Genomic DNA, 16,928 nt, shown 5'->3' on the forward strand with positions numbered 1-16,928 from the left:
GGGCCCCGCCCAAGCAGATCCACCCACCCGGGCACGCCCCGAAAACGACCGGGCCCTTAAACCACAGCCACAGTCGAACACCCAGCACCCAAGCCCAAACCCAACCCCACCGCGCGTCACCGCTGTTCCCCGGTGCACCGCACCGGGGAACAGCGGTGACGCGAACACGCCCGCCGACCCTGACCCCTCGAACCGGAACCGGCGCCACCTCCGCGCCCGGAAACAACGACCCGTCGCCCCCGACGGGTCTAGGCGGCTTCCCGGTTCCCCTCCGGCAGGTGCTCCCCCACCTGCCCCAGGGTCGACGTGCGTGGGCGGGGGCGGCCGGGCGGGTCGGTTTCCCGCGCCGGTGCCACCCCGAGGACGACCACGGCGACGGGGCCGCCGAGGCCGGAGAACGCGGCGCGCCAAGCGCCGTGCAGCAGGGCGGGGATGAGCAGCACCGCCGCCCGCAGCCGCCGCGCCAGCCGGGCCACCCCGTCGGAGACGGCCGGGCCCGCGCCGCCCGGGCGGGCGGCGGGGTCGACCGCGGCCAGCAGGGCGGTGGTGATCCGGTCGGAGTCGCGCCGGGTGGGCGACAGCGTCCAGGGCGCGGGGTCCCCGGGCCGGACGCGGCCCGCGGGCGGTTCCTGGCCGCGGGTGCGGTGCGCTGTGCTGTGCATGTCGGTGCCCAGTCCCTCGGTTCGGCTTTCCCGGTGGCGGCGGAGCCGGTGCCCGGTGTCGGTCGAATCGCTCCGCGGTGGGTGTTCCCACAATCTCCACTGAAGAGTGAAATGGAGCCGAAACCGCACGTCGAGCGCCGGGTGGTCCGCCGTCTACGGCGAACGGTAGTCGATCCTCCGGGCGAACCGAAATCCGGACCGGGTCCGGATTATTCCCTTGTTCAAACAAATGATCATCATCCGGAAAAGCGATTAATCCACCCTTGTCGCGCGGACTCCCGACTGACGCGGGGAAGACAGGGGATGATCTGAGGATCGGGTAACCGTCGTCACTCTCAGCGCGGATCGCATCACGGTGTGTTGCACTTCGATTATTCCGCTGGCAGGATTAATCCCATCGGACCTCACCCGAACGAGTGGAGACACACCATGAGCGAGAACGGGTTCAGTCACGGGGGACGCCCGGCGAGCGCGGGCGACTGGCGCACCTCGAGCCGGTGCGAGCCGAACGGCGACTGCGTCGAGGTCCGCTTCACCGCGTTGACCGGCGCCGATGTCCGCGATTCCAAAAACCGCGGACTCGGCGGACTGTCCTTCCGGCAGACCGCGTGGACTCGTTTCCTGGGTACCGTCGGCGACAGGTGACCTGACGGTCCGCGGGTGTCCATCAGTTCGAGCCGGTGGCGGACCTGACCCAGGGTGGTTTCGGATTAATCCGAAACCACCGCGGCGGTTCCGGGCTCGCCCAACCGAGCAGGGTGCGGACACGCACGGTCGGATACGCTGATTCGGCTTCCCACAGCCGGACCGAAGAGGTGGAAACCGGGTGCAGGACAACGCCGCACGCCGTGCGCTGGCCCGGCGCATCCAGACCGCCCGCCAGAGCGCCGGGCGGACCCAGGCCGAAGTGGCCGATCACCTCGGCTGCACGCAGAGCAAGATCCAGAAGATCGAGGCGGCCAAGGTCGGGGTCAAGGCCGACGAACTGCGCCGGATGCTCCAGGTCCTGGCCACCCCGGACGACGAGGCCAAGGAGATGGTGCTGCTCGCGGAGCGGCTGACCGAGCGCCGGATTCGCTCCGGCCTGCAGGAGACCGACGAGTTCGCCCTGCTGGTCGACCTGGAGTCGGAGGCGGAGACCATCCTGGGCTGGCACACCGAGCGGATTCCGGGCCCGTTGCAGTCCGAGCGGTACATGCTCAAGCAGTTCCAGTTGGCCTGGCTCCCCGGCGTGGTGGCGCAGACCGAGATCACCGAGCGCTTCCGCAGGCGCAGGGCGCGCACCGAGATCTTCACCGTGGCCGACCCGCCCGCCTACCGCGCGGTGCTCAGCCCGTCCTGCCTGCAGCGGCTGCCGGGCGGCCGCACGCGCGACCTGGTGGTCGACCAAGTGGAGCACCTGCTGACCATGATCGGCACCCACGACAACCTGGACCTGCGGTTCCTGCCCTACGAGGCCCCGCTGTCGCACGTGCACTCCGGCTTCACCGTGCTCGACTTCGCCGACGACCTGCGCGAGAGCTTCGCCTACATCGAACTGCCCGGCGACGCCCGCACGGTCACCAGCGCGGCAAAGCTCACCGCCTACCGGGCCGAGTGGGCCCGGATCTCCGAGGCGGCGCTGGACCGGGACGGCACGGTCGAGTACCTGCGCTCGCTGCTCGTCGCGCGCACCACCTGACATCCCGCAGACCGACCGAACCCGACCAGGGGAGCCCACCTTGTCCGACGCCCTCTCCGACCCGATCCCGCCGCAGGGCATCGACCTGGACCGCCCCAGCGTGGCCCGGGTGTACGACTACTACCTGGGCGGCACCGCCAACTGGGCCATCGACCGCGAGTTCGGCCAGCGGGTGGTCGAGCGGTTCCCCCTGGTCCGCAACATCGCCGTCGCCAACCGCCTGTTCCTCAACCGCCTGGTCCGCCACCTCACCAACCGGGGCATCCGCCAGTTCCTCGACATCGGCGCCGGGGTGCCCACGGCGGGCGCCACCCACCAGGTGGCGGCGGAGATCACCGGCGACGCCAGGGTGGTCTACGTCGACAACGAGCCGGTGGCCGTGGCCCACGCCGAGATCCTGCTGGACGAGGAGGGCAACACCGACCGCAACGCGGTGATCTACGGGGACCTGCGCGACCCGGACGAGCTGTGGTCGGAGGCGATGGCGACGGGCATCCTCGACCCGGAGGAACCCATCGCCCTGCTCATGATCGCCGTCCTGCACGTCTTCCAACCCGACCGGCGGACCGGCGAGGACATCGGCGCCCAGTGCGTGGCCCGCTACCGCGAACTGCTCCCCCGGGGCTCCTACCTGGGCATCTCCCACATCACCGACGACGGCATCCCGCCGGAGGTCGGCCCGAAGCTGGCCGAGCTCAAGGCCATGTACGACAGCTCCTCCAGCAGCAACGCCATCTGGCGCTCCCGCGCCGACATCACCGCCCTGATGGGCGACTTCGAGCTGGTCGAACCCGGCATGGTCTGGACCCCGGAGTGGCACCCGGAGGAGACCGGCCCCAACGCCAAGCAGATCCACTTCACCCAGCCGAACGAGGCGGTCATCTGGGCCGGGGCGGGCCGCAAGCCGTGACCCGCCGCGCGACGACGGGGGCCTGACCGGATTTCCGGTCGGACCCCCGTCGTCGTCAGGTCGGCAGGGGCAGCGGGTCAGATCAGCGAGGGCACCAGGGCGTCGATCAGGTGCGGCCCCGGTTCGGCCAGCGCGGCGGCGAACTGCTCGGCCAGCTCCTCGGCGGTGGTGGCCCGGGTGGCGGGCACCCCCATCCCCTCCGCGAGCTTCACGAAGTCCAGGTCCGGCCCACCGATGTCCAGCAGCGACCGGGCCACCGGCCCGGCACCCTCGGCCCCCACCCGGCCCAGCTCCATCCGCAGGATCGCGTAGGCCCGGTTGTTCAGGATCACCGTCGTCACGTCCAACTGCTCCCGGGCCATGGTCCACAGCGCCGAGATGGTGTACATGGCGCTGCCGTCGGCCTGCAACGCCACCACGGGCCGGTCCGGGCAGGCGACGGCCGCGCCGACCGCGACCGGCAGCCCCTGCCCGATGGACCCGCCGGTCAGGGTCAGCACGTCGTGCCGGGGCCCGCCCGCGGTCACCATCGGGATCATCAGCCCGGAGGTGTTCGCCTCGTCGGAGACGATCGCCCCCTCCGGCAGCAGCGCCCCGATCACCTCGGCCCAGTTCTGCGGGGTCAGCTCCCCCGACGGCAGCGCGGGCCGGGAGGGTTCCTGCAGCACCGGCGCCACCCCGGGGGCCACCGACTCGGCCAGCCGCTCCAGCGCGTCGACCACGTCGGACCCCAGCGCGGCCAGGGTGTGCACCGCGCAGCCCTCGGGGGTCAGCTCGGAGGCCTTGCCCGGGTAGGCGAAGAACGACACCGGCGCGGTGGCCCCGGCCAGCACCAGGTGCCGCACGTCGGTCAGTTGCCACTGCACCTGCTCGGCGAGGTACCCCAGCCGCTCCACGGCGGGCAGCCCGGCGCCGCGCTCCAACCGGGCCGGGAACGTCTCCACCAGCACCTTGACCCCGGTCGCGGCGGCGATCCGCGAGGCGGCGACGAGCCCGCGCTCCAGGGTCGCCCCGGAACCGAGCAGGAGCACGGTGGACTCGCCGGACCCCAGGACCTCGGCGACCGCGGCCAGCGCGGAGTCCGGCACGGCGTCGGGCGCCGGGACGGGGGCGGGCGCGGCGGCGACCCCGCCCTCGCCCCAGGACACGTCGGCGGGCAGCACCAGGTTCGCCGTCCGGCCGGGCAGCGCCCGCGCGGCGGCGACGGCCGCGGCGGCGTCGGCCCCGACCTTCCCGGTGTCGGTGGAGGTGCGGCTCCACCCCTCGGTCCACCCGGTCAGCGAGTCGATGTCGGACTCCAGCGGCGCGTCGAAACCCTTGTGGTACAGCGCGTGGTCGCCCACGACGTTGACCAGCGGCGTGTGCGCGCGGCGGGCGTTGTGCAGGTTCGCCCCGCCGTTGGCCAGGCCCGGCCCCAGGTGCAGCAGCGTGCAGGCGGGCTTGCCCGCCATCCGCCCGTACCCGTCCGCGGCACCGGTGACGACCCCCTCGAACAGGGCGAGCACGCCCCGCATCTCCGGTACCGAGTCCAGCGCGGCGACGAAGTGCATCTCCGAGGTACCCGGGTTGGCGAAGCACACCTCGACCCCGGAGTCGACGAGCGTGCGGATCAGTGACTGTGCGCCGTTCATGTCATCCTTCACTTGCCGGGTAACGGGTCCTCGGAACAGGTCGCTAGAACAGGACGCCGGGGTTGAGCACGCCCGCGGGGTCGAACGCCTGCTTGACCCGCCGCATCAGCTCGACCTTCGTCGGGTCCTCCGACGCCAGGAAGTGCGACCGCTTCGCCCGGCCGATGCCGTGCTCGCCGGAGATGGCCCCGCCCAGCGCGATCGCCGCGGCGAACAGCTCGCCCAGCACGGCGGAGCGCTGCTCGGCGTCCTTCTGGAACACCGCGAGGTGGACGTTGCCGTCGCCCGCGTGCCCGCACCCGATCACGAACGTCCCGTGCGCCTGGGCGATGCCGGTGACCGCGGCCATGAAGTCCGGCAGGGCGGCGCGCGGCAGCACGGTGTCGATCACGTCGTCGGCGCCCGCGGCCTTGGCCGTGTAGAAGGCCCGCTCCCGCGCCTCGATCAGCCGCCGCGCGGACCCGCCGGGCAGCACGTACGCGTCGACCGCGCCCAGCCCGGCGAGCATCTCCCCGGTTTCGGCGACGTCCTCATCCAGGCGGTCGGCGGAGCGGTTCTCCAGCATCACCACCAGGTAGGCCTGCGCGGTCTCGCGGACCGCGTCCGGGATGCCCAGTTGCAGGTCGGCGGTGTGGGTGATCGCGCCCATGGTCATGCCGTCGATGTACTCCAGGATCAGCGGCCCGATCCCACTGGCCACCACCCGGGGCACCGCCGCGACGACCGCGGCCAGGTCGGCGAACGGCGCGAGCACGGTCGCCTGGTGCGCGACGCGCGGTTGCAGCTTGAGGATCGCCTCGGTCACCAGGGCCAGCGTGCCCTCGGAGCCCACGATCAACTGGGTGAGGTCGTAGCCGGTGCTGGACTTGACGAACCGGCCGCCGGTGCGGATCAGCTCCCCGGTCGGCAGCGCGGCCTGCACCCCCAGCACGTGGTGGCGGGTCACGCCGTACTTGACCGCGCGCATCCCGCCCGCGTTGGTGGCCACGCTCCCGCCGAGGCTGGCGCTCAGCTCCCCGGGGTAGACCGGGTACACCAGCCCCGCCGCGGCGGTGCGCTCCTCCAGCTCCTGCAACGTCACCCCGGGCTGCACGACCGCCACGTGGTTCTCCGTGTCGATCTCCAGCACCCGGTTCATCTTCTCGAACGACACCACGATCCCGTCGGCGCGGGGCACCGCCGCCCCGGACAGGCCGGTGCCGGAACCGCGGGCGGTGACCGGGGTGGCGTGCTCGGTGGCGGCTTCGAGGATCGCCGCGACCTGCTCGGCGGTCTCCGGGCGCACCACGTGGGCGGGCCGCTGGGCGGGGACGGTCAGCGACTCGTCGTGGCCGTGGTCGTCGACCACCTCGGTCAGCCCGACGATGTCGGCGAGCCTCGCTCCGATGTCCGCCATGGGACTCCCTCCGCTACCGGTCGCCCCACGATAGCCGTCAGCCGACCGGCGCAGCACGGCCCGCGAGGTACCGCTTCAGCTCGGCGACGGCGGCCCGCCCGGCGCGGGTGGCGCCGATGGTGCTCGCCGAGGGGCCGTAGCCGACGAGGTGCACCCGGGGGTCGGCGGCGACCCGGGTCCCCGCCACGGTGATGCCCCCGCCGTGACCGCGCAGCCGCAGCGGCGCGAGGTGGTCGAGGGCGTGCCGGAAGCCGGTCGCCCAGAGGATCGTGTCGGCGGGCACGAACCGCCCGTCGTCCCAGGCGACGCCGTCGGCGGTGAGCCGGTCGAACACGGGGAGCCGGTCCAGGACACCGGAGCGCCGCGCCTCGACCACCTCGGGGGTCAGCACCAGCCCGGTCACGCTGACCACGCTCTCCGGCGGCCTGCCCGCCTCCACCGCCTCGGCGACCCGCGCCACCGCCGCGCGCCCGACCTCGGGCGTGAACGGCCCGTCCCGCCACACCGGCGGCCTGCGGGTCACCCACGTGGTCGCGGCGGCCCCCGGCGCCAGCTCGATCAGCGCCTGCACCGCCGAGGCGCCACCGCCCACCACGACCACCCGCTTGCCGACGAACTCCTCCGGTCCCCGGTAGTCGGCGGTGTGCAGTTGCCGCCCGGCGAACTCCGCCTGCCCGGGGTACCTCGGCCAGAACGGGCGGTCCCAGGTGCCGGTGGCGTTGATCAGCGCCCGGGCCTCCCAGGCGCCGCGCGCGGTCTCCACCCGCAGCGTCGACCCGGTGTCCCGCACGGCCTTCACCGCCACCGGGCGCAGCACGGGCAGGTCGAACTCCCGCTCGTAGCGACCGAAGTACTCCGCGACGACCTCCGACGCGGGCCGGTCCTCGTCGGTGTGCGGCAGGGCGAGGCCGGGCAGGTCGTGGATGCCGTGGACAGTGCCCAGCCGCAGCGTCGGCCAGCGGTGCCGCCACGCCCCGCCCGGCCCGGGGTTGGCGTCGAGCACCACGAAGTCCAGCCCGGCCCGGCGCAGGAAGTACGCGCTCGACAGACCGGCCTGCCCCGCTCCGATCACCACGACGTCCACCACCGGGTCCATGCCCGGGTCAACACCGGGGACGCCGAATCCTTTCCCGCGGGTCCGCTCGGTCACACCGGGGCGCCGGTCACCCCTCGGTGGCGGCGCGCTCGGCGGCGCTGCGGAGCACGCAGAACTCGTTGCCCTCCGGGTCGGCGAGGACGGCCCAGCCGGTGCCGTCCGGCTCGCGGAGGTCGCCGACCAGGGTCGCGCCGCGGCCGAGCAGGCGCTCGACCTCCTCGTCGCGCGGGATGTCGGGTTGCAGGCAGATGTGCACGCGGTTCTTGACCGCCTTGGGCTCGGGGACTCGGTTGAAGATGATCGTGGTGCCGTTGGGCAGCTCGATCCAGGTCTCCTCTTCGCCCGGCTTGTTGTCCGGGTCGAGCGGCAGGCCGAAGACCTCCGACCACCAGGTGACCAGGGCGTAGTTGTCGCTGCTGTCGATGCAGATGTTCAGGAGCGTCGATGCCATGGCGGCCAGCGTGCCAGGCGTCACACCCCGGCGCGCTCCGTTTTCCCGGCCGGGCTCAGCGGGTGACCAGGCCCGCGTCGTAGGCGAGCAGGCCCGCCTGCGTGCGGTTCTCCACCTCCAGCTTCACCAGCATCCGCGACACGTGGCTCTTGACCGTGGCCTCGCTCAGCGACAGCCGGGCGGCGATGCGGGCGTTGGACAGCCCCTCGCCCAGCCCGGTCAGCACCTCGGTCTCGCGCTCGGTCAGCGACCGCACCCGGCGCAGCGCCCGGTCGCGGGTGGCCTGCTCCCCTCGGGCAGGCAGGCGATCCGCTCGATGGCGGTCAGGCCGTCCACGCCGGGCATCCGCAGGTCCATCAGCACCACGTGCGGGCGGTGCCGGACGACCGACTCGACCGCGGCGGCGCCGTCGTGCGCGGTGTCGACGACCTCGAGGTCCGGGGCGGAGGACAGGATGTCGGTCAGGTGCGCGCACACCATCGGCTCGTCGTCGACCAGCACGACCCGGATCACCGCTCGGCGCCCGCGGGCACGTAGGCGGGCAGCACCACGTCGACCTCGAAGCCGCCCCCGGCGCGCGGCCCGGCGGTGAGGGTGCCGCCGACCAACTCCACCCGCTGCCGCAGCCCGGCCAGCCCGGCGCCGGAACCGGTGCGCGACAGGCCCCGGTCGACCGGAGCGGTGGCGCGGTCGTTGCGGACGGTCAGCCGCACCCGGTCGCCGCCGTAGCGCACGTGCACCCTGGTCGGGGCGCCCGGGGCGTGCTTGCGGATGTTGGTCAGCGACTCCTGCACCACCCGGTAGGCGGTGCGCCCGACAGCGGGTGAGGTGAGCGCCGGGTTGCCCTCGCGCACCAGCTCCACCGGCACCCCGACCGAGGCGGACTCGGCCAGCAGCGTCGACAGGTCCGGCACGGCGCCCGGGTCCACCTCCCCGGGTTCATCGGTGTCGATGTCGGCGCGCTGGTGGTTGCGCAGCACACCGACCAGCTCGCGCAGCTCGTCGAGCGCCTCGCAGCCCGCCGCGCGCAGCCCCTCGGCGGCGGCGCGGACCCGCTCGTCCGGCGCGGTCACCCCCAGGGCGCCCGCGTGCAGCACCATCAGGCTCACCCGGTGGGTGACCACGTCGTGCATCTCCTCGGCCAGCCGCACCCGCTCGTCGGCGCGGGCCCGCTCGGCCAGCAGGTGCTGCTCGCGCTCGGCCCGCTCGGCGCGGTCGGTCAGCGCCCGCACCAGGGTGCGGTGGGCCCGCAGGTACAGGCCGATCAGCGCGGGGAGGACCACCATGGTGACGGCCCCCAGGATGACGTCCGTGGAGACCTCCCACGGCCGCGCCGCGACCAGGTACAGCGCCGCGGCCAGCGCGGTCCCGACGACCGGACCCGCGTGCAGGACGGCGTTGTAGACGATCACCGGGGTCGCCAGGGGGACCCAGGGCGAGGCGAAGTCGAGGTCGGGGGAGAAGAACCCCGCCCCCCAGGTCATCAGGACCAGGTACAGCGCGCTGACGGCGAGGGTGGCGGCCAGCAGCGCGGTCGGGTGGCGGCGGCGCACCCAGAGCAGGCCGATCAGCACGAGCGAGACCACGGTGTCGAGCGCGTCCGCGGGGGTGTCGGGCAGCCCGGCGTCGACCGCGAACAGGACCCAGAGCGCCAACGCCACCCCGACGGGCAGCAGGTAGAAGAAGGCCTCCCGGCGGGTGTGCCACAGGGGGGCGTCGGCGTGGCGGCTCACCTCCCCACGGTAGCGAGGCGGGGGCCGGTGACGAGGGCTTCCACACCTTTCGGTGGACCCGCGGCGCGACCTAAGTAGCCTCTGCGCCGAGATGAACGCTTACACCAGCCTCGTGGCCCTCGGCGACTCCTTCACCGAGGGCCTGTCCGACGACCTGCCCGACGGCACCTCCCGGGGCTGGGCCGACCTCGTCGCCGCCCGGCTCGCCGTGGAGACGCCCGGCTTCCGGTACGCCAATCTGGCCGTGCGCGGCAAGCTCGTCGGCCAGATGGTCGACGAACAGCTCGCCCCGGCCGCGGCGATGCGCGCCGACGTCGCCTGCTTCGCGGGCGGCATGAACGACGTCCTGCGCCCCGGCTGCGACCTCGCCGAGGTGACCGCGCACATCACCCGCATCGCCGACACGCTGGCGGAGTCCTCCGGGCGGCTGCTGCTGTTCCGGGTGATCGACCCGTCGCGGCGGATGCGCGGCAGCACCCGGCTGCTCCCCCGCGTCAACGCCCTCATCGCCACCGTGGACGCCCTGGCCGAACGGCACGACGCGGTCGTGGTCGACCTGTTCTCCTCCAGGGTGTTCGACTCCGGGCGATTGTGGGCCGAGGACCGCATCCACCTCAACGCCGAGGGCCACCGCCGCGTCGCCGAGGCCGTCCTGCGCGCCCTGGGCCTGCCCCCGGAGTTCGACTGGGACGAACCGGTCCCGCCGTCCCCGGCCGCCCCGTGGCACGAGCGCGCCCTGGCCGACCTGCGCTGGGTCCGCAGGCACGCCGCCCCCTGGATCGGCCGCCGCCTCGCGGGCCGCTCCTCCGGCGACGGCCGCGCCCCCAAACGCCCGCACCTGGCGCCGTTCGACTGATCGCGCGCTGCCCCGTTCGCCTGCCACAGCGGGAAAAGACACTCGAACGGTCGAGCTGTGGACGGCGCACCGGTTGTTAGCCTGGGTCCACTCGCCACTCCCACCGGACAGAGGGTTCCCATGCCGGGTCGGTCAAGTCGCACACTGCTCCCCGTCGTCCTGGCGCTCGGCTTCGCGGTGGTGCTGCCGGACGCCGCGCAGGCGACGACCTGCTCCCCCCGCGCGGGCGTCACCCAGGCGGGCGGCGCGCTGACCGCCAAGGCGATCAGCCTGTGCCGGGTGTCGCCGCTGCCGCCCGGCGAGCCCACCCCGGTCGAGGTCGTGGACGATTCCGGTGCGCTGCAACGGATCGACCCGAACACGGGCACCTGGTACACCGTCACCACGGGCACCGGCTACTTCACCCACACCTGCCTGGGCACGGCGACGAACACCTACCGCGTGGTCAACACCTCCGGTGGGCTGACGTCGGGTTCGCTCACCGCCGCCTGCGGCTAAGCCGTGTTGTCCGGGTTGATCGCAGCCCCGGACCGCAACCGGGCCGGGGAGAGCGGCGCCGGGTCCACGGTGACCGGCCCGCCGGTGATGACGGCGACGGCGACCTCGGCCAGCGCGGGCGCCATCTGGATGCCGTAACCGCCCTGCCCGGCGACGAAAGCGAACCCCGGGTGACCGGGCAGCTCCCCCACCACCGGTTCCCGGTCGGCGGCGAAGGTGCGCAACCCCGCCCAACTGTGGCGCACCGAGCGCAACCCGAGCGTCGTGGCGGTGTTGACCCGGTCGAGGGCCAGGGCGACGTCCACGTCGACCGGCCGGGCGTCGACCGGCGCCGACGGGGTCTCGTCCGCCGGGGACAGCAGGATTCCCGTGCCCTCCGGGCGGAAGTAGAAGTCGTCGGTGACCTCGGCGACCAGCGGCCACGCCGGGTCGACCGCGGCCGCGGCGGCGACCGCGACGGTGCGGCGCAGCGGGCGCAGACCCAGCGCGGGCACACCCGCGAGCACCGCCAACTCGTCCGCCCACGCGCCCGCCGCGTTCACCACCACACCCGCCCGCACGGTGTCCCCGCCGAGACCGACCGCCCACCCCGAGCCGTCGCGGCCCAGCGCGGTGACCCGCGCCCCGGTGCGGACCTCGCCGCCGCCCGCGCGCAGTTCGCGGACGTAGGACTGGTGCAGCCCCATGGCGTCGACGTCCATGGTGCCCGAGTCCACCGCCGCGGCCACCACGGCTCCCGGCCGCAGCACCGGGCACAGCGCCAGCGCCTCCGCCGCCGACACCGCGGGCGCGGGGGGCATCGCCGCGGCGCCGTCCTCGGTGGTGGCCAGCCACAGCGTCGGGCGCGGGCGCAGCAGCGGCGCGTCGACCGAGCGGGCGGTGAAACCGGCGCGGCTGGCGGTGGTCAGCGCGCGCACCACCGGGCCGCCGTAGCTGGGCAGGTAGATCGCGGCCGAGCGGCCGGTGGTGTGCCGCGCCAGTTCCGGTTCGGCCTCCACCAGCAGGACCGACCCGTGCCCGGTCAACCCGGCCGCCACCGACACCCCGGCGATCCCGCCGCCCACCACCACGAAGTCCCACGCCACGCGACCGAGCCTAGGCCGACCGCCAGGACGGGTCGCGGCCGGTGAGGGCCAGTGCCCGGCGCAGGGCCGGGGCGTCGGCGGGCACCTCGACCTCGGCGCCGAACGCGCCGTACTGCCGCCCCACCTCCGCCATGCCCTCGACGCGCTCCAGCGCCGCCGCGACCCGGTCGGCGGGCAGCGGCGCCGACATCGTGGTGGTCTCGCCCTCCAGCGCGCCCGGCTCCCGCCAGGCGGCGACGGTCAGGTGCTCGCGGTGGAAGTCCGGCCACCGCCCGGTGCCCACGTGGTCGCGCTCCACCTCGTCGTCGGGGCGGCAGGTCAGCCGCCGGAAATTCGCGGGTATTGGACGAACGCGACAGCTACCGTGGCCGGGTGTCCTACACGCGCGGGGTGCTCGGCAGGCGCACGGCGGCGACCCGGTTCGACCTGCTGGCCGCCGAGTTCGGCACCACCGCGCGCACGGTGCAGCGGCTGTTCCGCGAGTACGTCGGCGTCGGCCCGAAGTGGGTGATCCGCAGGCACCGGGCGCACGAGGCGGCGGTGCGCGCCGAGGACGGCGACTGGTCCGCCCTCGCCGCCGAACTCGGCTACAGCGACCAGGCGCACCTGATCCGCGAGTTCACCACCGCGGTGGGCACCCCGCCCGCCCGCCCGCCACGCCCGCCAGGAGGCAACCCCGTGAGCGAGTACGACCTCGACACCGACCCGACCCGCCTCGACCGCGCGGCCGTCTACGGGTTCCTGTCCACCGAGGCCTACTGGGCCCGCTGGCGCACCCGAGCCCACGTCGACGCCCAGATCGACGGCGCCTGGCGGGTCGTCGGCGCCTACGAGCGGGCGACCGGGGCGCAGGTCGGCTTCGCCCGCGCGATCTCCGACGGGGTGTCGCTGGCCTACCTCGCCGACGTGTTCGTGCTGCCCTCCGCCCGCGGCCGCGGCCTGGGCAAGGCGCTGGTCCGCACGATGGTCGAGGAGGGCCCGGGCGCGCACTTCCGCTGGCTGCTGCACACCGCCGACGCGCACTCGCTCTACGCCGGGTTCGGCTTCGCCGCCCCGGACGCCACGGCGCTGGAGCGCCCGCACGCGACCCGGCCCGAACCCGCGTAAGATCGTCGGAATCTCCAGGCGCAGGGCGCATCCCCGCGGTCGGAGCCCTCGACGAGGAGGAGGCCGGGATGGCGGCGGTGCGGGTCCGGCGGATCGGGACACACGCGTTCACCGCGTCGAACGAGCGCGGCGGGCACGTGCGCCTCGGGCGGGTCGGCGAACCGGGGGCGTTCACCCCGGTGGAACTGCTGCTCGCGGCGGCGGCGGGCTGCGTGGGGATCACCGCCGAGGACCTGGTGGTGCGGCGCACGACGCCGGACGCGGTCGTCGACGTGGTCGCCGAGGACGTGCGGCCGGTGGGGGCGCACGCGCTCGACGGGGTGGACATCGGGCTCGACCTGGACCTGTCCGGGCTCGACGAGCGGGCGCGGGCGCAACTCGTCGCCGTGGTGCGGCGGGCGGTGGAGGCGGTCTGCACGGTCACCCGGACGCTGAAGGAGTCGACCGACGTGGGGCTGACCATCCGGGGGTGACGGCTACCCGGTGATGACGGCGACCACCGTCGTCCCGGGGGCGAACTCGCCCGAGGCCGCCCGCGCGTAGACGCCGCAGAGCATCTTCGCCACGTAGAGCCGTTCCACCGCGACGCCGTGCCGCGCGGTGAACTCGTCGGCGAAGGCGTGCAGTCGCGGCGGTGTCCTCGCGTAGCCGCCGAAGTGGAACCGCGTGTCGACCGTCCAGTTGCGACGGTGACCGGCCAGCTCGGCCACGGCGTCGGCGAGGAAGTCCCCGCGCAGCACGGCGAACCCGACGGCCCGTTGGCCCGCGCGCAGCCCCCGGGCCAGCCCGGCGAGCGTCGCGCCGGTGCCGCAGGGGCAGCAGACGACGTCGAAGTCGCCCAGTTCCGCCACGACCTCCTGGCAGCCGCGCACCGCCAGTTCGTTGCTGCCGCCCTCGGGCAGCAGGTGGTGCGGGCCGAACCGGTCGCGCAGGGCGGCGAGGACGTCCGGGTCGGTCTTGCGGCGGTAGGTGGCGCGGTCGAGGTAGGTCAGGGTCATCCCCCGCTCGACGGCGAAGGCCAGGGAATCGTTGAGCGGCAGGTGTTCCTCGCCCCGGATCACCCCGACGGTGGCGAACCCGTGCTCGCGGCCCGCCGCCGCGACCGCGCGGATGTGGTTGGAGTAGGCGCCGCCGAAGGTCACCACCCGCCCGGCCGCCCGCGCCGGTGCCAGGTTGTGCGCGAGCTTGCGCCACTTGTTGCCGGGGATCTCCGGGTGGATCAGGTCGTCCCGCTTGAGCAGCAGCCGCACCCCGCGGAGGCGCTCGTCGACCACCTCGGTCAGCGGCGAGGGCAACCGGGGCAGCACCCGGCGATCGTAGGTCAGCCACCCGGCGGGCGGTCGGCTGGTGCAGGCTCACCCCGTGATCGACGACTACGCGAAAGCGCACCTGCACGGCGAACTGCGCGAGGTGCGCGAATCGGTGCTCTCCAAGCTCGACGGGCTCCGCGAGTACGACGTCCGCCGCCCGCTGACCCCCACCGGGACCAACCTGCTCGGCCTGGTCAAGCACCTGTCGACCTGGGAGGCCAGGTACTTCGGCCAGGTCTTCGGGCGCCCGTTCCCCGAGCCCCTGCCCGCCTGGGACGACAAGACCCGGCGCGGCACCGACATGTGGGCGACCGAGCACGAGACCCGAGCCGAGGTCGTCGACCGCTACCGGCGCGTGTGGGAGCACTCCGACGCGACGATCGACGGCCTCCCCGTCGACGCCCCCGGTCACGTGCCGTGGTGGCCGCGCCCCGGGGTGCGGCTGTTCGACGTCCTGGTCCACATGATCGTCGAGACCACCCGGCACGTGGGCCACGCCGACATCCTGCGCGAACACCTCGACGGCGCGGTGGAGATGGACGCGGAGAGCATGATCCGGCGAGGGCAGGACGCGGCTTTTTGGGCGAACCGGCACGCGGAGGTCGAGCGGGTCGCCAGGGCAGCCGACCCGACCGGCACCTGACCACCGGGACCGCGACCGGTCGGGCAGGATCTGCGCCATGCCGAAGAACTCCCACTGCTCCACCTGCGGCGCGGCCTACCCGGCGGGCGCGGGCTGGCCCCGGCACTGCCCGGCCTGCGGGGACACCGCGTACCGCAACCCGCTGCCGGTGGCGGTGGTCCTGCTGCCGGTCACCTCGACCGGGGGCGACGCCCTGCTGGTGGTCCGCCGCGACGTCGAACCGCGCCGGGGCGAACTCGCGCTGCCCGGCGGGTACGTCGACTTCGGCGAGGCATGGCGGGACGCGGCGGCCCGCGAGCTGCGCGAGGAGACCGGCGTCGCCATCGACCCCGCCTCGGTCGACCTGTTCGGCGCCGAGAGCGCCCCGGACGGGACGCTGCTGGTGTTCGGCCTGGGCCCGACCACCGCCGAGACCGACCTCCCCGCCCCCGTCGCCACCGCCGAGACCACCGGCTGGGAGCTGCTGCGCGGCCCGGCCGAATTGGCGTTCTCGCTGCACACGGCGGCTGTGGCGCGCCACTTCGCCCGGTCGAGCACAGCGGGACCCGGTGGTGGGCCACTAGGGTCGTCGGGGTGACGATTCCGGTACTGGTGGTGGCGGGCTTCCTCGGCTCGGGCAAGACCACCCTGCTCAACCACCTGCTGCGCACCACCGGCCAGGTCCGCGTCGGCGTCATCGTCAACGACTTCGGCAAGGTCAACGTGGACGCGCTCACCGTCGCCGCCCAGGTCGACTCGGTGGTGGGGCTGGGCAACGGCTGCCTGTGCTGCGTGACCGACGTGTCCGAGCTGGACGCCATGCTGGACCGCCTGACCACCCCCGGCGAGGACGGCGGCGACCCCCCGGTCGACGTGGTGGTGATCGAGGCCAGCGGCCTGGCCGAACCCCCGGCGATGGTGCGCCTGGTCGTCGCCAGCGAAAACCCGGCCATCACCTACGGCGGCCTGGTCGAGGTCGTCGACGCCGCCGAGTTCGACGACACCCGCACCCGCCACCCGCAGCTCGACAAACACCTGCGCTACGCCGACCTGGTCCTGCTCAACAAGGTCGATCGGGTCACCACCGCCGAGCGCGAACGCCTGCTCACCCTGGTGCGGGACCTGGCGGACGGGGTGCCGGTGGTCCCGACCGAGCACAGCCGAGTCGACCCCGCCCTGCTGTTCGACCCGGTCGACCGCCCGGAACCCCGCTGGAAGCAACTGTCGTTCGAAGACCTCGTCGCCGCCGACACCCCGCACACCGAGCACGTGCACGCCGGCTACGAGAGCATCGAACTGGTCGAGGACCGCCCGGTGAACCCGCTGCGCTTCATGTCCTTCCTGACCGACCGCCCGGCAGGCCTGTACCGGGTGAAGGGCCACGTCCACTTCGGCGTCCCCGGCCACACCCAACGCTTCACCCTCCACACCGTCGGCCCCCACCTCCGCCTGACCCGCGACGAATGGCCGCACGGAACGACCCCGGGCACGACGCTGGTGCTGATCGGTGCGGGCCTCGACCGGGAAGCGATCCACACGGCCTTCACCGAGACGGTGGAACCGAACCCGGAGGCGGTGGACCCGTTGGACATGGCATCGGTGACCAGGTACCTCCGCGATTAGTCGTCGAGGAAGGCTGGCGCAGACGGGCGGTTCGGTGCTGCCCATGCGGTCTGACCACCCGGGCCAGTCCCCGCGATGATCCTGCAAGATCCACAGGACACCGTCGTCGGACTGGCCGTCGGCGCCTGCGCAGATCTGGCACAACAGCGGCTGAGGTGCCGCTTCCTACTCGTCAGCCTGCCAGGGGTTGAAAACTCGTCAGGAGACGGATCGAGCGCGGGCGCCAGCCGATTTCTTCCTCGATTTCGCGGGCTGCGGTGAGGGGCC

Annotated in this window: 19 protein-coding genes and 2 pseudogenes; 11 read left to right on the forward strand and 10 right to left on the reverse strand. The window is 73.8% G+C overall.

Annotated elements, in window-relative coordinates:
* Window positions 1-248 precede the first annotated feature (248 nt).
* Entirely contained in the window at window positions 249-662 is a 414-nt protein-coding gene (locus UO65_RS28670) for a hypothetical protein (RefSeq protein ID WP_152552331.1), read from the reverse strand.
* Between the two features lie 429 nt (window positions 663-1,091).
* Here UO65_RS28670 and UO65_RS28675 point away from each other — a divergent pair, with 429 nt between their 5' ends.
* The 3 genes from UO65_RS28675 to UO65_RS28685 all read left to right on the forward strand — a co-directional run bounded on the left by UO65_RS28675 (window position 1,092) and on the right by UO65_RS28685 (window position 3,253).
* Window positions 1,092-1,307: a DUF397 domain-containing protein gene (locus UO65_RS28675; RefSeq protein ID WP_035288683.1), complete on the forward strand. Its 216-nt coding sequence runs from the start codon at window positions 1,092-1,094 to the stop codon at window positions 1,305-1,307.
* 181 nt (window positions 1,308-1,488) lie between these two features.
* Window positions 1,489-2,343: a helix-turn-helix domain-containing protein gene (locus tag UO65_RS28680; protein ID WP_035288686.1), complete on the forward strand. Its 855-nt coding sequence runs from the start codon at window positions 1,489-1,491 to the stop codon at window positions 2,341-2,343.
* 40 nt (window positions 2,344-2,383) lie between these two features.
* Window positions 2,384-3,253: an SAM-dependent methyltransferase gene (locus UO65_RS28685; RefSeq protein ID WP_035288689.1), complete on the forward strand. Its 870-nt coding sequence runs from the start codon at window positions 2,384-2,386 to the stop codon at window positions 3,251-3,253.
* A gap of 77 nt (window positions 3,254-3,330) precedes the next feature.
* Here UO65_RS28685 and UO65_RS28690 read toward each other — a convergent pair whose 3' ends face one another.
* The 6 genes and pseudogenes from UO65_RS28690 to UO65_RS28715 form a co-directional block, all read right to left on the reverse strand.
* Window positions 3,331-4,884 (reverse strand): acetolactate synthase large subunit, encoded by a 1,554-nt coding sequence (locus UO65_RS28690; protein ID WP_035288692.1) that lies wholly within the window; start codon window positions 4,882-4,884, stop codon window positions 3,331-3,333.
* A gap of 43 nt (window positions 4,885-4,927) precedes the next feature.
* On the reverse strand, window positions 4,928-6,280 hold the full coding sequence (locus UO65_RS28695) for an FAD-binding oxidoreductase (RefSeq protein ID WP_035288695.1): 1,353 nt from the start codon (window positions 6,278-6,280) through the stop codon (window positions 4,928-4,930).
* Between the two features lie 37 nt (window positions 6,281-6,317).
* Window positions 6,318-7,376 (reverse strand): FAD-dependent oxidoreductase, encoded by a 1,059-nt coding sequence (locus tag UO65_RS28700; RefSeq protein ID WP_035288698.1) that lies wholly within the window; start codon window positions 7,374-7,376, stop codon window positions 6,318-6,320.
* Between the two features lie 67 nt (window positions 7,377-7,443).
* Window positions 7,444-7,827, reverse strand: a complete 384-nt coding sequence (locus tag UO65_RS28705) for a VOC family protein (RefSeq protein ID WP_035288830.1) — start codon at window positions 7,825-7,827, stop codon at window positions 7,444-7,446.
* Between the two features lie 55 nt (window positions 7,828-7,882).
* Window positions 7,883-8,340 (reverse strand): annotated as a pseudogene (locus tag UO65_RS28710) (response regulator transcription factor).
* Entirely contained in the window at window positions 8,337-9,560 is a 1,224-nt protein-coding gene (locus tag UO65_RS28715) for a sensor histidine kinase (RefSeq protein WP_063936033.1), read from the reverse strand. Before UO65_RS28715 ends, UO65_RS28710 begins: the two are co-directional and overlap by 4 nt.
* 91 nt (window positions 9,561-9,651) lie before the next feature.
* Here UO65_RS28715 and UO65_RS28720 point away from each other — a divergent pair, with 91 nt between their 5' ends.
* Both UO65_RS28720 and UO65_RS28725 read left to right on the forward strand, forming a co-directional pair.
* Window positions 9,652-10,416 (forward strand): SGNH/GDSL hydrolase family protein, encoded by a 765-nt coding sequence (locus UO65_RS28720; protein WP_035288701.1) that lies wholly within the window; start codon window positions 9,652-9,654, stop codon window positions 10,414-10,416.
* 120 nt (window positions 10,417-10,536) lie between these two features.
* Window positions 10,537-10,914 (forward strand): hypothetical protein, encoded by a 378-nt coding sequence (locus UO65_RS28725; RefSeq protein ID WP_035288704.1) that lies wholly within the window; start codon window positions 10,537-10,539, stop codon window positions 10,912-10,914.
* Here the strand turns inward: UO65_RS28725 and UO65_RS28730 are convergent.
* Window positions 10,911-11,999 carry an NAD(P)/FAD-dependent oxidoreductase gene (locus UO65_RS28730; protein ID WP_035288706.1) on the reverse strand — a complete coding sequence of 363 codons (1,089 nt, stop codon included), beginning with the start codon at window positions 11,997-11,999 and terminating at the stop codon, window positions 10,911-10,913. The two genes, UO65_RS28725 and UO65_RS28730, sit on opposite strands and share 4 nt — an antisense overlap.
* A 10-nt stretch (window positions 12,000-12,009) precedes the next feature.
* A complete protein-coding gene (locus tag UO65_RS38430; protein WP_146241332.1) occupies window positions 12,010-12,282 on the reverse strand; it encodes a DinB family protein in 273 nt (90 codons plus the stop codon).
* A gap of 107 nt (window positions 12,283-12,389) precedes the next feature.
* On the opposite strand from UO65_RS38430, the pseudogene UO65_RS38770 reads away from it, so the two are divergent.
* From UO65_RS38770 to UO65_RS28745, 3 genes and pseudogenes are all read left to right on the forward strand, one after another.
* Window positions 12,390-12,635 (forward strand): annotated as a pseudogene (locus UO65_RS38770) (helix-turn-helix domain-containing protein); the annotation flags it as partial.
* Window positions 12,636-12,677: 42 nt separating this feature from the next.
* Complete coding sequence (locus UO65_RS37665; RefSeq protein ID WP_035288836.1) at window positions 12,678-13,106, forward strand: GNAT family N-acetyltransferase; 429 nt, start codon at window positions 12,678-12,680, stop codon at window positions 13,104-13,106.
* A 68-nt stretch (window positions 13,107-13,174) separates the two neighbouring features.
* Window positions 13,175-13,579 carry an OsmC family protein gene (locus tag UO65_RS28745; protein ID WP_035288708.1) on the forward strand — a complete coding sequence of 135 codons (405 nt, stop codon included), beginning with the start codon at window positions 13,175-13,177 and terminating at the stop codon, window positions 13,577-13,579.
* Window positions 13,580-13,582: 3 nt separating this feature from the next.
* Here the strand turns inward: UO65_RS28745 and UO65_RS28750 are convergent, their stop codons facing one another.
* Window positions 13,583-14,413: a 1-aminocyclopropane-1-carboxylate deaminase/D-cysteine desulfhydrase gene (locus tag UO65_RS28750; protein ID WP_267880625.1), complete on the reverse strand. Its 831-nt coding sequence runs from the start codon at window positions 14,411-14,413 to the stop codon at window positions 13,583-13,585.
* A 55-nt stretch (window positions 14,414-14,468) separates the two neighbouring features.
* On the opposite strand from UO65_RS28750, the gene UO65_RS28755 reads away from it, so the two are divergent.
* The 3 genes from UO65_RS28755 to UO65_RS28765 are packed head-to-tail and all read left to right on the forward strand — an operon-like array spanning window position 14,469 to window position 16,661.
* A complete protein-coding gene (locus UO65_RS28755) occupies window positions 14,469-15,059 on the forward strand; it encodes a DinB family protein (RefSeq protein WP_035288714.1) in 591 nt (196 codons plus the stop codon).
* A 37-nt stretch (window positions 15,060-15,096) separates the two neighbouring features.
* Window positions 15,097-15,636: an NUDIX domain-containing protein gene (locus UO65_RS28760; RefSeq protein WP_052021909.1), complete on the forward strand. Its 540-nt coding sequence runs from the start codon at window positions 15,097-15,099 to the stop codon at window positions 15,634-15,636.
* Window positions 15,633-16,661 carry a CobW family GTP-binding protein gene (locus tag UO65_RS28765; RefSeq protein ID WP_035288717.1) on the forward strand — a complete coding sequence of 343 codons (1,029 nt, stop codon included), beginning with the start codon at window positions 15,633-15,635 and terminating at the stop codon, window positions 16,659-16,661. Before UO65_RS28760 ends, UO65_RS28765 begins: the two co-directional genes overlap by 4 nt.
* Window positions 16,662-16,928 lie beyond the last annotated feature (267 nt).

Source organism: Actinokineospora spheciospongiae, from assembly GCF_000564855.1.
In the GTDB taxonomy this organism is placed as follows: Bacteria; Actinomycetota; Actinomycetes; order Mycobacteriales; family Pseudonocardiaceae; genus Actinokineospora; species Actinokineospora spheciospongiae.